A 16,371-nucleotide genomic window follows, 5' to 3' on the forward strand; every position below is an offset into this window, starting at 1 on the left:
CTTTGTAAACCCACTCTTCATCTGCCTCTCTTCTTTTCCACATTTTGGGCAAATCGGCCTCTTCTCTGCTTTTTCTTCCATTCCTTAGTTTATCATTTTAGCTATCTTTTGTCCATTCCTGTTTTAAAAAGTACCCTTGCACAACCTCCCCAAAAAATGCTATAGTAATTTATCAAATAACTTTAAACATTTTGTTAGTTTAGTTTTTATAAGCAAGAAGGAGCTGTGTTATGCATTTTACAAAAACCTTTATCCCAACGCTGCGGGAAGTTCCGGCAGATGCGGTCATCGCCAGCCATCGTTTAATGTTTCGGGCCGGAATGATTAGAAAATTGGCAAACGGTCTTTTTGCATATCTCCCCTTAGGACTACGCTCCTTTAGAAAGGTAGAGCAAATTATTCGCGACGAGCAAAACGCCGCCGGTGCCCTCGAGATAAAACCACCCGTGCTTTGCCCCGGCGATTTATGGAAAGAATCGGGCCGCTGGGATATGATGGGCGATACCTTGCTGAGGCTTAAAAACCGCACCGGTATGGAAATGATTGTTTCGCCTACGGCAGAGGAGTCGTTTATCGCCCTCGTGCGGGACGAGTTATTTAGTTATCGTCAGCTTCCCCTTATATTGTACCAAATTAACACCAAGTACCGTGATGAACTGCGCCCACGTTACGGCGTTATGCGCGGCCGTGAGTTTGTGATGAAAGATGCTTACTCTTTTGATGCCGATGCCGAAAGTTTAGATAAATCGTACCGTGCGATGGGTAAGGCTTATCGCCGCACCTTTAACCGCTGCGGCCTTACCACCATTATTGTTAAGGCCGATTCGGGAGCGATTGGCGGCGATTTTTCCGAAGAGTTTATGGTGGAAAGTTCTATTGGTGATAACTCGCTTATTCTTTGTAAAGCTTGCGATTACGCCGCTAACGTAGAACGTGCCCTTTGTAAGCCCGATTTTGAAGCCCCTGCCTCCATTGAAGAAGCTGTAAAGCATGCAGCGGCTGTTCCTTCAATCGAAAAATTTGAAACGCCCAATGTTAAAACCATCGATGACCTATGCGCTTTCTTTAAAACCGATGACTCAAAATTTATCAAAACCCTTATTTATAAGGCCGTTAATGTCGAGCTTGACCTCTCTCAGGCACCGGGCGGTAAAAACTTGCTAAAACGTAAAATAGCAGCCGATTTACCCGAAGTTTACCCTGAGGTTTTTGTGGCGGTAGCTATTCGCGGGAACATTGAAGTAAACGAAGTAAAATTAACCAGCCTCTTAAAGGCCTCTGAAGTGGCCCTTGCCGATGAAAAAGATGTGGTACGGCTTACTCATGCCCCGCTCGGTTTTGCCGGACCTATAGGGTTAGATATTCCTGTTATTGCCGACACTACCGTTACGGCGATGACCGATGCCGTTTGCGGTGCGCTGGCCGCCGATATGCATTATGCCCACGCCTGTTACGGCCGCGATTTTACCCCTTGGCTGGTTGCCGATGTGCGGGTGGTAAAGGCGGGCAATACCTGCTCTAAGTGCGGCGATGAACTTTATGAGAAAAAAGGCAACGAGCTTGGCCATATCTTTAAGCTTGACTATAAATACTCTAAACCGATGAACCTTCATTATTCCGATGAAAACGGCAAAAGGCAAATCCCTCTTATGGGCTGCTACGGTATCGGCGTTGACCGCACATTGGCCTCAGTCATTGAAGAATATAACGATGATAAAGGTATAGTATGGCCAATGAGCGTGGCTCCTTATCAGGTAATTATTATCCCTGTTGTTTATGAAGGGGCTTTAAAGCAGGCAGCCGACCGGCTGGAAGCGCAGCTAGAGGCGCAAGGAATTGAGGTGTTACTTGATGACCGCGCCGAACGTGTGGGGGTAAAATTTAACGATGCCGATTTAATTGGCATCCCCTACCGGGTGGTTATCAGCGAAAAAGGGCTGGCAGAGACTACTCCTAGTGTGGAAGTAAAACGGCGTGGGAAAGACGACGTTACGCTTTACCCAGTAGATACTGTAGCAACGGTTTTGGTGGATAAAGTTAAAGAAGAACTGGCAGCTTTAAACGGTTAAATTAGAATTAACCACAAAAAGCACGAAAATGATGGATAAAAAACTTTTTCCGTGTCTTTTGTGGTTACCCTTATGTTAAAGAATGTACCGCCCCATCGCGGTACTCATTAGGCGAAATAACTACCTGCACATTGTTAGAGCGGTCCATAATAGATTTACCGCCTACATAACCGGCCGGCTCACTGGGGAAAAGTAAGGTATCGTAAAGGCAGCCTAACCCCGGCACAAGTTTTACCACCGCAATCTTATACCCACCCGAACGTACCCTATCCCAATATTCGCTTTTACCTGTGGCTACAGAAGAAGACAACGACCGTAATATATCCCTAATGGCAGCGACTACCGTGTCGTTTAGCTCGTGCGCCGCCATAATGCCTTCTCTGGTACGGGCTTGGCCGTCTTTTAACACCACATCAATATTAAGAATGTAATCGCTGCTGTTTGGTGTGCCGGGCCGGCCAAAGCAAACTTTTTCACCTAAAATACCGTTACTGGCCCCAAAGTTGGCCGGCTGAAAGCCGCTTTCCTCCACAGCCGTCAGCATAACATTAAGACCAGTAAAGAGATGGCTTATTCCTTCACCAATCCCTCCCATCGCTTTTGCCGCAACCGGTGAAAAATCGAGGATAGAATTAACAGAAACATCTTTTTGGCTAGGACTTATTAACCTGATAGAAAAACCGGCCACTTTATCTTTCATTTTTTCATAAGCAGAATTACCGGCTTCTTCTAGCTTGGCTAAGTTAAGCGCTAATCTTCCATCTAAAAAGGAAGCATTTCCGTTCTGAAAACCCGCCTCTTTAACGGCGAAAGAACGTAAAATTAAACGCCGTAAATTTTTAGTACTGTTTACAACCCAATCCCTTTCATTATTTTGTTTACAGATTTTATTTTTAAGTATCGCTACAGCTTTTACTGCATCAAGCTCCACCGTAGTATTTTCACTCACAATCAGGCTCTCTACACCTTCGGAATTTTTATTTAAATCTACAATAGAATTCATATACGAATTTGTAACCACAAAAGCCGCTTGCGTGCCCACAAAACTTAGCCCCACCAGTGGGATATTACGCTCGCCTACCGCCTGAATGACGGAGGCAAAATCGATATGACAATTTCCCCAGCTATCGATAGATACCAGCACACCGTCGGGGCGCATAGCCTCTAAAAGCGCTCCTATACGCTGGGCTACAAAGGCTTTGTGCTCGTTATCATCGGAGGTACCGGCCAGTACAATGCCTAAAAAATCGACTTCTTGGTCGTTAGCAAGTACTTGGCAAAGCGGGTCGTTATAATGATGAAGAGTGGTTTCTTTTGTTGACGGTCCTGTTCCCATAGCTAAAACTCCCCATTAAAGTTGTTTCGTAAGTACAAAATAGAAGAAGAAATAACCACAAAAAAACACGAAAATGATTTTTTTCGAGCTTTCCTGTAAGTTACAAAATAACTTCATTTAAAAAAGGTAATAAAAAAATTCGGGAGAGAATAACTACTCTCTCCCGAACCCGCAAAGTTAAGCATGTTTGTATTCGTAAGGCAAAGGTTTATTTTGCCCAAAATGGTCAAACTCCATTAAAGCATTCAAAGAATCCTTTATAATATTGGTTTGCATTTCTTTGTCGTTTGGTCCACCGGCATTTGCTCCCATCGGCACGCGAGGAGAAACATAACGCGGAGCCCCCTGCTGTTTAACAACAGGCGGCAGGGCGGCGATGAGCATCGTCGGGATACCTGCTTTTTCTATGGCCCTCTGCACAATCACGGCAGATCTATGACAAGTGCCTCAGCCGGCAGTTAACAACACAAGGTCGGTGCCCTCTTTTTTAAAGATTTCGGCTATTTGCGGCCCGGTTTCGTTAATAAATTTATCCACGTTACCGCCGCCACCCATAAAACCAATCAGAACAGGGGCTACATCACCAATAAAACCGGCGGCAGCCAACTCGTTTAAACGGTCAACCGGTAACATAGCGTTAACGTCTTTATTAACATCGCTGTTATCGTAGCCGCCGTGCGTAACCATCAGCGTATTGGCTGGGGCATTACCGGGAATTTCCCTAAAGCTAAAATCGCCCGCCGCATTAAAGGGCGTTTGTGTTTTTAGGTGGATACCGCCCGCCGTAGCAAAACCAATACGGCTTTTGTTAAGCGGCTTGCTTACCGCCGCCCATACCGGCGGAGGCGTTGTCGGCGCAAATATCTCCGAACGCATACCCGGAGTGGTCGTAACTTTAAAATTTCCCATGCGTTTTTCTCCTTATATAGTAATTTTTAACCCGCTGTATCTTGCGGTTCAATTTTACGGGCATAACTAAGGTACAACTCCATTGTGTCGCCCACCTTTAGCTTGCTCGCTGTAATAATAAAACGTGCCGGTATATGCCAAGTTCCCATTCTTCCTTTAAGTTCTATCGAAACCCCAGCATCGGTTACGCTCGTCAGCTTCCCTTCCAGAAGCCTCGGAATTAATTCAATCTCCAAAATTTCCCTCACTAGCCGCTAACGTTGAGCAGCGTCAACTGCTTTTTGATTAGCATCAATCAGAGCTTGGCTCCATTTTTTGTCCGAGCCTTCAATAGCCACACCGGCCAGTTTGTTTTTAAGCATAGCCACAGCACGCTGGGCATCGGTTAAAATCATGGTATTTTCACCTAAACGTTCCGATTCGATACCGCCGGCATCTTTGTTCATCTCTACCATCGCATCCATGTAGTCGTTTCCTACCACCAGCTGACCCTGATAAGCGGCAAAGGTAGCGCCCACAGTTTTAATACCGCGTTTGCCCAGCTCTTCGATGTGCGAGGCAAAGTCGACGTGGTTGTTCCCAAAACCTTCGGTCATTACGATAGCGCCATCAATATTCATGGCATCAGCCATCGCCCCTAAACGTTTAGAAACAAAAGTTTTTTCATCGTTTACCTGCGGGCTGCCAATAAACACTACCCCCACAAGGTTTAGTTCTTCATCATCGGCCATTAAATTAACGATAGGGTCCCTAAAGTAATGCCGTGTCATTTCTTTAGAGGCCGGCCCGATACAGCATAAGGCATGGATAGCGCCATCACGCACCTCATTTACATTTAAAACCACCGGAACGTTACCTAAATCGACATTAGGACGGCCGCCTAGCACGCCGGCAGGTTCCATCGGTAAGATAATATTATCGTGCATAGCGCCTTGCCCCATAATTTCTTTAACCAAAAGCACTCTAGGGCGGCCATGCCGCTTAGTAACATTAAAGCTTTCGGTTTTGGCAGCTTTAGCGGCGGGATAAGGTTTAAGCACCGTACGTATTTCCTGAATAACGTGGTCGCAAACGGCATGAGCCGCCATCGGGCCGCGCCTTTCCATACCGGTTAAACGCTCTAAAACACAGTGTACTCTAACAATAATATCGCCTTCATCGGGGCAGCCGGGCCGGCCGTAAAAAACAGTTTCATCTAAAAAACCATTGCTCGAACCAAATTCGTGAATTTGCGTGCCGTCTTCATCAACACCGGTTAGCATAAAAACTACACCGTCTAAAGTGTTGGTAATACCGTACCCAATTTCACCCTCCACCTTACAAGCCACAGGAGACACGTCCATAATAGTTTCGGTGTGCACGTGGCGTTTATCGGGAGTAATTACATCAACTTCTACCTTTTTAATTAGCGGATGGGCTTTAAGGGCATCGGTAGCGGCCTCTTTCCTGATGGTAAGCACCCCATCAGAAAACTCGGTTTTACTGCCCAGCTTCACCTCTTTTACGGTAAAGCTTTGCCTTACCAGCGTACCTACAACTTCATCACTGATGGGTTCGGCCGCACTACCGGCTACAGGAGGTAAGCTGCCGACCATTCCACCGCCTATCGGGAAAGAAATTTCGATACCATCGGCTTTATCGGCCTTAAAGTAAAACATTCCGCCGGCCGGTACAGCAGAGGCAACATTACTTACCGCAGCCGGGCTTGCTACTGCTGGGGCAACTGCCTTAACTTTAACGCCATCAAGCAAATCGGCCGTTAGGCTGGTAAGGGCATCAATATCTTTTTTAAGGACGGCGCCTAATACCTCACCTACGGTTAAGGTATCGGCAGTGATGGTAATAAGCCCCGACTCCTCTAAATCATTAAAAATAGCCGGGTCTTCCAGCTCGGCCGGCCCGATGGTCGTGCCTTTTACCGTTCGGCAACACACTATAGCAGGCTTATCGCTAAACTTAGCCGCATGTTCTTTGGTCATCGACATTGTTATTTCCTCCTTGTTAATTATCTGTAAATTATGCCAATAGTTGGCACTTATAAGTTTTATTTAATTACTTACTTTATGGATTGCTTCGCTCCCGTTTGCAATAATAAAGCCGCCAAATAATTTTACTCTATGGGCAAGCGGCGGATTAGCGGCAGCCCGGCGGTGCGCATAACGTGGTCTGTTATATGGTGCACACCCAGCTTAAGTTTAGGGGCCACCCCCATCACTGTATTGCTGCAATCGCTGCAAGTACTTATTAAAAGCGCCTCTATGCCTTCTTTTTTCATAGCCAAAATCTTTTCGGCTTGGCCCGGGCAGTTGCCGGGATTTTCGCATTTAAGCACCCCTTTAACATCTTTGGCTTGTTTACAAGCACGCGTGCTTACCACCTTTGCCCCCATCTTTTGGGCTATATCTTGCAAACGGGGTAACCCGGCGCTGCACGCACAAACAAGCAACCCTAAGGGGCGTTTTTCTTGCAATATTTCCATAGGCACAAGAATACCGCCGGTAGTTTTAGTTACCACCGTATCGGGCGTGGCGCTTACACCGGTAAAGGGGCCGCCGTTAATAATTTCACCGTAAGGCTCGATAATCCCGCCCCGCTCGGCGATAAGGGCCGAAAACGGTGTGCCGATAGGTACGTCCATAAAAACATACGGCTCACGTCCTTTCCCAAGCTTACCGGCCACCGTAAGATTTTTAGAGATAACCGGCTTGCGTTCATCTACCGCCTCCGTTATGCGGCACACCGTTTCTAGGTTAAGCACCACAGCTCCGGCGGCGGCAGGTAATTGGTCAACGGCCAAAAGGTTATCAAGCGCCTCACGGATAACGGCCCGTTCATCACCCATCGGGTACATATCGGGCAGCTCTTTGATGGTAATATTATCGCCGCTGCGTAAAACGGCGCGAAAAGCTTTAATAGCTTCGCTGTTTTTACTCTTTACGGCTAATATCCCGCGCCCGGCTTTGGTAGCTTGCATAGCCAGCAAAAGCCCTCGGTAAACCTTTTCGGGCTGCTCGGTAAGCTGTTTAATATTATGCTTAAGCAAAGGCTCGCACTCTACGGCATTAATAATAACCACACCGCCGTTAAGATTACTTTGCAGCTTAACATAAGTGGGAAAGCCGGCTCCGCCCATACCGCACAAACCGGCCGATTTTACCATCTCGGCGATGTCGTCAGATTTGGAGATAGGCTCAAAAGCTGTATCTTGCTTCTCATCGGCGGTAATATCGATATAATCGGCCGTAATGGCCGCTATCACTCCGCTCACACTGGCATGCAGCGGCACACCTAGCCCTTCCGGAACGGCTAACAATGTTCCTCTTTTAACAACGCTTCCTACAGTTAGCCCATTAAGGGGTACCGCCGGCGCACCAATGCTTTGACTAAGCATTAACCGGTAACTTAATGCCATTATTTTTCTCCTTAGCCTCAGCTTTAAGCTGAGGCGGTTTATAAAAAACAATAAACTTAATTAAGCATTTTTGCGTGCTCTTAAAAAAGTTACAATAAGAGTTACAGAGGTATAAATAAGCACACCAATAACCAACCAACGCAGAGGATTTAATGGTAAACCAGATACAAAGCTAGCCGCTATAAAGGCGCCTACAATACCAGCTAAGGTAATAGCTATAGCAGGGATACGGGCATAGGTACCGGCTTTAACAAACCTCATACTAGCTACAGGCATTAAAAAAGCGCAAGAACCCATCATAATAGGGAAAGCTACGGCAGGCGACATACCAAGTAAATAAACCAAAGCCATACAAGGGGCATATAAACCTACACCGGCAGTCATTAAAGCTCCTAAGACAAAGTTACCAAGTATACCCACTACCAGCCGCCAACCGGTTAAACCGGTGGTTAAACCACCGCCCGGCATCCAACCCATTAAACCGGCTAACATTAAGAAAGCGGCAAAAGCTAAGGCAATACCTATAATTAGCCTAATAGTTTGGGCAGGCATTTTAGCTACTACACCGGCTCCTAAAAAAGCGCCTAAAGTAGCCGAAGCTATCATCGTAATAAGAGTTACAGGGTCTACTTCGACAGCCCTTATAAAAACAAAGGCCATAAAAACAACGGGCAGGGTACAAGCTACATTTAACGTACCGGGTATTAAGCGGTCTTCGGTTTGCTTCATTAACTTAAGACCGGCTGTAGTAGGGGCAAAGCTGCCAATACCTAATGCGTCAAAAAAGTTGGTAACAAAGCCAAGAGCCCCGCTTTTTACATAAGAACCGCTGCCAAGATTTTTTTTATTAGCAAAAAAGTCTTTAAAGAATATGAAAGCAAATACACCTCCAAAGACACCCAATAAAACTAAAAGAATTGTTAAAGCCATTATAATTACTCCTTCTTCAACCAAAATTAAATTTTCATATTAAATATAATATACAATGCATAGCACTTTTGTTAACTATGCTATTTTTTTGTTACTAAAAATAGCTTACAACACCTAAGCAAAATTGTCAACTTTTAAAATGCTTTAAAATACAATTCCCCCTCTAAAAGCCTAAGCTAGGCAAGGTAATTAACAACTACCTAAAGATAAGCCGATAAAAAAATATGAAGTTATTGGCCATTATCGATGAATCTTTACTTTCTAACCATATAAATAGCTACATCGGCCTTTTTGAAAAGGTAAAGGGGCAGGTACATAAAAAAGCCGCTAAGCTGGCCGACACCTTAATAATTACTAAAGACGACAAAGGTGTAATGCTCAATGAAGCTTTTTTTTATATGCTTTACGAAAAAGCTAAAAACTACGATGCCATTCTTTACCTTTTTGGTGATGAGCCTTATATCGATATGGAACTTACCAAATTAATGTTATTAAAACACGAGCAATATTATGCCGATTATAGTTTTGCCGAAGGTTATCCCGGCGGCCTTTTACCGCAAATAATTAGCGTCGCCTGCCTGCCGCGCCTAGCAGCCTTAGCTAAAGAGCCGATAGCGGCCAGCCGCAACTTTATTTTTGAGCTCATTAAGCGCGATATTAATAATTTTGATATAGAAACCGAAATTAGCCCGCTCGATTTACGGCTGGAACGTATCGAGCTTAATTTTTCTACCAAAAATAATGCCACTATCAGTAAAAATATTATGGCCCAATCTAAAAGCGAAAGCGCCGTGGATATAATGGCGACTATCCATAATCATAAAGAATTTTTATGGGCTTATCCTAATTATTACAACTTTCAGATAACCTGCGAAACGGGGCAAAATATTAGCTACCAACCGCAAACCGGCTTTAAAGACAGCCGTTTTATGGCAATAAGCAGCTTTGCCGACAGCCTTAAAAAAATTAGTCATTTTTCGGAAGAAGCCGTCATCGGTTTGTCTTATTTAGGCGAAGCCAGCTTGCACCCGCAATTTTCGCTTTTTATTGATGAAGTAGCTAAATACGAAAAATTTCATTTACACATCGAAACCTCGGGAGCCAGCTGGCATAAAGTAGATTATCAAACTTTATTGGCTTTCCCGCGTGAGCGGCTTTCGCTGATTATTTGCCTAGATACCCTTGATGAAGGGCTTTACCGGCAATTACGCGGCGAGGGTTTTAACGAAGCTATGGCCTTTACCGCCCAAGCTTTAGCCGATTTTAAAGAGCAAGTTTACATTCAAACCATGCGGATAAAATTGCTGGAGGAGCAGCTAGAAAAATTTTACCGCCATTTTAACGGGCAAGAAGCGCGGGTGCTTATTCAAAAATATAATAGTTACTGCAAAGCTTTGCCCGAAGATTTAAACCTTGATATTGCCCCGCTGGAACGTAACGTGTGTTGGGCTTTAAAGCGCGAGCTTACTATTAGGTGCAACGGCCAAGTTTATCTTTGCAGCCAAGATATAAAAGACAGCGCTTTACTCGGTAACTTATTTAAACAAAAACCGGAGGATATTTGGGCTGCCGCCGAAAGCTATCGCTTAGCGCAATTAAAATTTAATTATTTACCTCTCTGTAAAAAATGTGATGAATACTACATCTTCAACTTTTAAAGCTAATGCTCTTTATAACGTGCAAAGCAATAATGCCGTACGGCCGGCCAGCGAACATAGTTTTTCGGTGGCCATTATCCCCCGTTCGCAAGCCGCTTTTATTAGCCCTTTATTAGATGAAGTAAGTAAATTAGCCCCTCAGGAAATTATTTTATTTAATAGCCGCCTTGTCCCTCAAGGCAATATCCCCATACGCAATATTTGGTTAAATAACGAAGTAAGCAGCGGGCAGCTGGTCAACATCGCTATAGAAGAAGCCAAAAGTAAATTTGTATTGGTATTATGGAGCGATATGCGTTTTTTAGGCGCCATCTCGCTTAATGTATTTTTGCGTATAGAAGAGCGCAGCAACTTATGCGTTACCCCGCAGCTTTTTAATGCCGAAGGTTTAAAACTGCCTTGTTTATCGGCCCCAGCTTTTGACAGCAACGGGTTTAGTATTATTTTAGATATGAACGAGCAAAACGAAACGCAGGTTTTTTTGCCGCTGGATTTTGCCGGAGCCTACAACCGCAGCCGCTTTTTAAATTTAGGCGGCTACGATAATACCATTAGTAACAGCTACTGGCAACGGGCCGATTTTGCTATGCGCAGCGCGATGTGGGGCGAGCGGATTGTGCTTAACCCGGCCTTAACCATTACCTATAATGCCGACCATAATGCCATAGAAGAAGAGGACAGCTTTGGGTTATCTACCTTAATTTTTGCCTTAAAAAATTTAGGGGTATCCATCAATAAAAACAGAGTTACTCTCCCCTTTTGGCGTATGTTATGGCTAAACGGCACACGCGGTAAGTTAACTTTATTTAACGAAATAAAAGAGTGGGTGCACCATAACCGCCTGCGTTTTAGGTACAACGCCGAACAAGTGGTGGATAACTGGCAGGGCTAATTTACAGGTTTAATAATTGATTGAATAACCGCTAAATAGGTAATAATTAAAGCTAGCCGCTTTGCGGATTTGTAATAACCAAAATTTTTACCCTTTACAAAAAGCCAAAAGTACTATATAATTAACTAAGTTTAACACAGATGTACATTAATTCGGCTTTATTTATGCAAGCGCGGCTAAATTCCGACCGGCTACCTCAAAAGGCCCTTAAACCCTTAGCAGGCAAGGCTAGTTTACTATTGGCTATGCAAGGTTTATATGGCTGCGCCGATACTCACCTGCTTTTAACCTGCTCAAACAGCGAGGCCGCCTTTAGCCCGCTAGCCCGCGAGGCCGGCTATGGGCTGTTTATAGGCGATGAAAACGATGTATTAGGCCGTTATGCTAAGGCCGTTAGCCTTTACCTGCCGCAATGGGTTATTAGGGCCACCGGCGATAACACTTTAGTGCCTAAAGCTTTAGTTAGCCGGCTTTTAACTTTAACGGTACAGGCCAACGCCGATTACGGCCGCTTTAGCGATACGCCGCACGGCAGCGGGGTAGAGGTTATTAGGGCAGAGGCTTTGCTTGTAGCTAACAACGAAGCCGTTACGGCTTACCAGCGCGAGCATGTGTGCCCTTTTTTGTATGATAACCCCGCTAGGTTTAAAATATTGTTACCGTTAGCCCCAGCCGAATGGCGTTATCCTCATTTACGTACAACTTTAGATACCCCAGAAGATTATAACCGCCTAAGCCAATTTTTTACCACTAAAGCTACTCTCGAGGAATATATATTATGGAGCACTTAACTACAGCTAATATTTTGTTAGTTACCCACCTAGATAAAAGCAGCGGCAGCGGGCATATCCAGCGCACTTTGCAGCTGCTGACTAACTTTGCCGGCACGGCTAAACTATACGACCCTAATAACCTAGCCTTAAAACTGGCCGAGCAGCTTAGCTTACCGCTTAGCGAAGCCGATTTATGCCGCAACGCCGCCGAGCAAAGCTGGCAGCTTATTGTGCTGGATAATTTTAAAACCGGTTTAGATGAAGCTAATTTTTTTTTACAGCTGGGACGGGTGGTAGCTTTAGACGAAGGCGGCGAAGCCCGTGCTATCTTTCCTTATTTAATAGATTTACTGCCCAGCTTAAAAGAGATGGGTTTACCTAACGAGCATAATCCGGGTTACCTTAACCTGCCGGCTCATAAAGGCCAGCATACTTTTCCGCCGCAAAAAATTTTAGTAAGTTTTGGCGGCTGCGATGAAGAGCAACTTACCGAATATTTTGGCCAGTTACTCGATAGTTATAATTTAAAAAATATTAAATGGTCTGTCATTAAGGGGCCTTTATTTGGTAAACGCCCCTTTGCTTGGGCCGGCGTGCCTATTTTAAAGGTAACTAACCTTAAAGAAATTTTAGGCGATTACGATTTAGTGATTACCCACTTTGGCTTAACTGCTTACGAGGCTTTAAGCAGCGGCGCTAAAGTTGTGCTTTTTAACCCTAGCGCTTATCACGATAAATTAGCCCACGAGGCCGGCTTTGCTTGTTTAGGGGTAAAAGAAATTAGTAAAGATAAACAAAAAGAGTTTTATAATTTTTTACAAGGAAAAAACGAACAGCTTTTTACCAGCCGTGTTAAACTCGGCCAGCCGGCCAGCTTAACCGACCGCCTTAACCAACTGTATGGGGCAACCAACGGCTGCCCCTCTTGCAGCGATAAAAAAGAACGTTTTGGACAGATAATTTACCGCTCGGCCGCTAAAAGTTATGCCAAATGCCCCAGCTGCGGTTTAGTATACCAAGAGCTTTATTTAAAAGACACCACCATCTACGATGAAAATTATTTTTTTAACGAATACAAGCAGCAATACGGCCGCACTTACCTCGAAGATTTTGACAATATTAAGGCTATGGCTAAAATTAGGCTAAAATATCTTAACAAAAAAGCAGCCGGGAATAAGCTGCTGGATATTGGCTGTGCCTACGGGGCTTTTTTACAAGCCGCTAACGAACACAACTTTGACGCCGTAGGGCTAGATGCCAGCGGGGCAGCCATTAACTACATTGTTAATAACTTGCAGCTAACGGCCAAACATGGCCGTGTACCTAAGCAAAACCCTTACCAAGATGATAAATTTGATGTGATAACTTTATGGTATGTTATAGAGCATTTACAAGATTTTAACCAATCGTTAAAACAAATAGCGGCTATGCTTAATAAAGGCGGTTTGCTTGCTTTTGCCACCCCTAAAGGTAACGGCCTATCGGCTAAAATTAATGCTGCTAAATTTTATGCTCAAAGCCCTAACGACCATTATTTTATTTTTAACAGCAAGCAGGTAAGCCGGCTGCTAAAAGATTATGGCTTTAAAGTTTATGCTAAACGTACCACAGGCGTACACCCGGAGCGTAAGTATCTGGGCCTTAACAAAAACGGCCTGCTTTATAAGTGGCTAAAGTGGCTTTATACCAAACAAGGCAAAGGCGACACCTTTGAGGTTTACGCCTATAAAATTAATTAATCGGCCTCTAAATCGTCGTACCGGCTAAAAGTTAAGCTAACCATATAACCGCCTTCATCTATGGCCATACCTTGTTCCACTTTATCCATCGCGATAGTTAAAAAAAAGTTTTCGGTTTGCCAAGCTTTATAAATAGAGGACGATTCGGCAGCAACTTTAGCTAATTCTTCGCCTTCGCTGGCCGGCTGGCCATATAAACCAATAAAATAATTAAAAATATCTTGCTGGTCGGCATTTATGGCGGCATAGGCATCGCTGTTATTGCTGTATAAATCTTCATCGGGAAAAACCATTAAGGCAAAAAGCTCTAAAGGTTCTTCGGCTGTACCTTCGCCGTAGCTGGCTACTACATCGCCATCGGCAATAGCTTTAGGGCTGCCCGGCCAGTTAAAACTGCCAAAATAGGTATTTACTTCGGCATCGTACTCAAAATCGGCTTTAATGAGGCAATCTTTTACTTGCTTACCTTGCATACCCCAAGCAAGCCCAAAGGGAAGTTTAGCGTTATCTGTCATTGTTTTTTCCTTTACCATTTTGTCTTACCTAGATTATACACTATAACTTTACTTTTTGCACTAACTATTAAAATATGCTATATTAAAGAAAATGCTCAAAAAAATTATCATCGTAATTATAGTCTTACTGGCAGCTAACTTAGCTGCTCAAGAGGCCCAACTATCGCCCGAGCAGCTCTTTTTACGCTTTCAGATAGAAAGCGGTACGCTAGCCGAGCTGCAAGCTATGGCGGCTGCTTTAGGCCTTAACAGTAATGCAAGCCTAGAAGAATTACGGGTTAATTTGTTAAGTTATCATAACCTGCCGCCTACTGCGGCCGAAAGTCGGATTGTTATAGAACAAGCCGATAATTTTTTTAGGGGTGACCCTAGCGAGCTAAACGAAATTACCCGGCTAGAAGGAAACGTGCTGCTTACTTTAATTGATGAAGACGGCGAACATACCATTAGCGCCCATATGGTAGAAATAGATACGCTTAACCAAATTATTTTTGCCGGCGGCAATGTTACTTACCAAATGGCCGGCGGGGCCAGTTTTAACAGTAATTATTTAATTTTTGAAAGCGATAACTTTAGCGGTTTAATTATTGGTTTTAGCGGCAGCAGCGAGGCCGCTTTAGTGGCCGATGCCGCGTTAATTTTTCATTACCGAGCCAATCTTTTACGGCGCTCCACCAATAATGTGTTAGTGATAGATGGTATAACCATTACCAGCAGCCGCCCAAACGACCCTTATTACCATATTAGGGCCAGCCGCCTGTGGCTTTTGGGCGAAGGTGAATGGGCCGCCCGTAATTTGGCTTTATTTATCGGGCGTGTCCCCGTTTTTTACCTGCCGTTTTATTATCAGGGCGATATAATTTTTTTTAATCCCGTTTTTGGTTACCGCTTGCGCGAAGGTTTTTATGTTAATACCACCACTTACCTGCTGGGCTCTAAACCCGATGGCGGCTTGTTAAATTTTAATTTTTTTAATAACCAAACGGCCGCAGCCGAAGAGCCCGTTACCCTAAAAATAATGTTAGATTATTACCAGCGGTTAGGTTTTTTTGGCGGTATCGGCTTCGATTTTGCCCCGCTTAATTTAAGGAGCATGGCCGGTGTAGGCTTTAGCCGCTCTATCGATGAAATTGGCAACTTAATGGAAGAAGATTATAACCATAGTTACCTCTTTGGCCGGCAAATGCCTTTTAGGTATGGTTTTACTTTAGAGGCTAACCACCAAAACAGGCTGACCATCGGGCTTAATTTTTTTAGCGATAACCGCTTTAGAAGCGATTTTTTTAGCCGCAGCGAAAGCGGTTTACTTTTTGGTATTATTAATTTTGGCAGCTTTGGGAACTTTGACGATGCCACCAGTTTTGCCGATACCACCACTAATAACTCGTTTATTAGGTATCGTAACAGCTTTACCTTTAATAACCCTATCGTACGCTATTTGCATATCGATTTTTTAAATATCGAGATAAACGAACGTGTCCGCATCGATACCACCCAGCATTTATATAACCCGCTGCGTAATTTTTATGTGCCCACGATGTTTAACTTACCCAATAGTCAATTTAGGTTTGGCAGCCGTTATACGTTAAATTTTAATAATAACCGGCCGGTTGCCGGCGTCGATGAAAGTGATGATAACGAAGACGATTTATTTTACGCCGAAGATTTAGAAGAACACACCTTTTTAGAAGAAGATGACGAAGGTAATTTAAGTAACCTTAACCAACCGCGCCAGCCGCAAAACTGGCAGCAAGCTATCTTTTACGAACATACCTTAGGCAGCCGTGTCTTTAGTACCCCCAACTTTAATACCTTTAACCACGCCAGCGAAGTACGTTTTAACTTTGACGATTTACGTAACCTTACTACCCTGCGCAGCCATGTGGGTTATAGTTTTGGTACCGTTAGTTCTTTACTTAGGCTGGAGCATCGTATTGGGTTAAGCGCCGGCCATCAGCAGCGATTTGCCGGTGATGACGAACGTACCCCCGCCGAAGAACGCGAGGATAACTTAGCCCGCAACCTTAACCTTAGCCACCAGTTTACCCTTAATTACCGCCCTTTTTACGATAATGCTAGGTTAAATACCAGTCAATTTAACTATCGCTTAAATTACATTTTTTTTAATAATCACTATA

Annotated in this window: 12 protein-coding genes; 6 read left to right on the forward strand and 6 right to left on the reverse strand. The window is 44.1% G+C overall.

All coding sequences use genetic code 11. The annotated features are described in order from the left end of the window. Window positions 1–230: 230 nt before the first annotated feature. Window positions 231–2,069, forward strand: coding sequence for a proline--tRNA ligase (locus FWE37_05520; GenBank protein MCL2520443.1), 1,839 nt, complete (start codon window positions 231–233; stop codon window positions 2,067–2,069). Window positions 2,070–2,139: 70 nt separating this feature from the next. On the opposite strand, the gene FWE37_05525 is transcribed toward FWE37_05520, so the two are convergent. The 5 genes from FWE37_05525 to FWE37_05545 form a co-directional block, all read right to left on the reverse strand. Then, entirely contained in the window at window positions 2,140–3,405 is a 1,266-nt protein-coding gene (locus FWE37_05525) for a hypothetical protein (protein ID MCL2520444.1), read from the reverse strand. 177 nt (window positions 3,406–3,582) lie between these two features. Next, window positions 3,583–4,314 carry a D-proline reductase (dithiol) protein PrdB gene (gene prdB, locus FWE37_05530; protein MCL2520445.1) on the reverse strand — a complete coding sequence of 244 codons (732 nt, stop codon included), beginning with the start codon at window positions 4,312–4,314 and terminating at the stop codon, window positions 3,583–3,585. 254 nt (window positions 4,315–4,568) lie between these two features. Continuing rightward, a complete protein-coding gene (gene prdA, locus FWE37_05535; protein ID MCL2520446.1) occupies window positions 4,569–6,293 on the reverse strand; it encodes a D-proline reductase (dithiol) proprotein PrdA in 1,725 nt (574 codons plus the stop codon). A gap of 131 nt (window positions 6,294–6,424) precedes the next feature. Beyond that, the gene (prdC, locus tag FWE37_05540) at window positions 6,425–7,726 is read right to left on the reverse strand and encodes a proline reductase-associated electron transfer protein PrdC (protein MCL2520447.1); all 1,302 of its coding nucleotides are present in this window, start codon (window positions 7,724–7,726) and stop codon (window positions 6,425–6,427) included. A gap of 60 nt (window positions 7,727–7,786) precedes the next feature. Continuing rightward, entirely contained in the window at window positions 7,787–8,656 is an 870-nt protein-coding gene (locus FWE37_05545; GenBank protein MCL2520448.1) for a sulfite exporter TauE/SafE family protein, read from the reverse strand. A 224-nt stretch (window positions 8,657–8,880) separates the two neighbouring features. Here FWE37_05545 and FWE37_05550 point away from each other — a divergent pair, with 224 nt between their 5' ends. The 4 genes from FWE37_05550 (at window position 8,881) to FWE37_05565 (ending at window position 13,718) form a co-directional block, all read left to right on the forward strand. Then, window positions 8,881–10,314, forward strand: a complete 1,434-nt coding sequence (locus FWE37_05550; protein MCL2520449.1) for a spiro-SPASM protein — start codon at window positions 8,881–8,883, stop codon at window positions 10,312–10,314. Beyond that, on the forward strand, window positions 10,286–11,206 hold the full coding sequence (locus tag FWE37_05555) for a hypothetical protein (GenBank protein ID MCL2520450.1): 921 nt from the start codon (window positions 10,286–10,288) through the stop codon (window positions 11,204–11,206). The genes FWE37_05550 and FWE37_05555 overlap by 29 nt, the downstream gene beginning before the upstream one ends. Before the next feature lie 140 nt (window positions 11,207–11,346). Further along, a complete protein-coding gene (locus FWE37_05560; GenBank protein MCL2520451.1) occupies window positions 11,347–11,997 on the forward strand; it encodes a hypothetical protein in 651 nt (216 codons plus the stop codon). Next, complete coding sequence (locus FWE37_05565; GenBank protein ID MCL2520452.1) at window positions 11,985–13,718, forward strand: class I SAM-dependent methyltransferase; 1,734 nt, start codon at window positions 11,985–11,987, stop codon at window positions 13,716–13,718. Before FWE37_05560 ends, FWE37_05565 begins: the two co-directional genes overlap by 13 nt. On the opposite strand, the gene FWE37_05570 is transcribed toward FWE37_05565, so the two are convergent. Further along, entirely contained in the window at window positions 13,715–14,233 is a 519-nt protein-coding gene (locus FWE37_05570) for a hypothetical protein (protein ID MCL2520453.1), read from the reverse strand. The genes FWE37_05565 and FWE37_05570 overlap by 4 nt on opposite strands. 91 nt (window positions 14,234–14,324) lie before the next feature. Between FWE37_05570 and FWE37_05575 the strand changes: the two genes are divergently transcribed. Then, window positions 14,325–16,371, forward strand: a 2,047-nt coding sequence (locus tag FWE37_05575) for a hypothetical protein (protein MCL2520454.1), incomplete at its 3' end; no start/stop codon positions are given.

It is taken from the genome of Spirochaetaceae bacterium, from assembly GCA_009784515.1.
Classification (GTDB): Bacteria; Spirochaetota; Spirochaetia; order WRBN01; family WRBN01; genus WRBN01.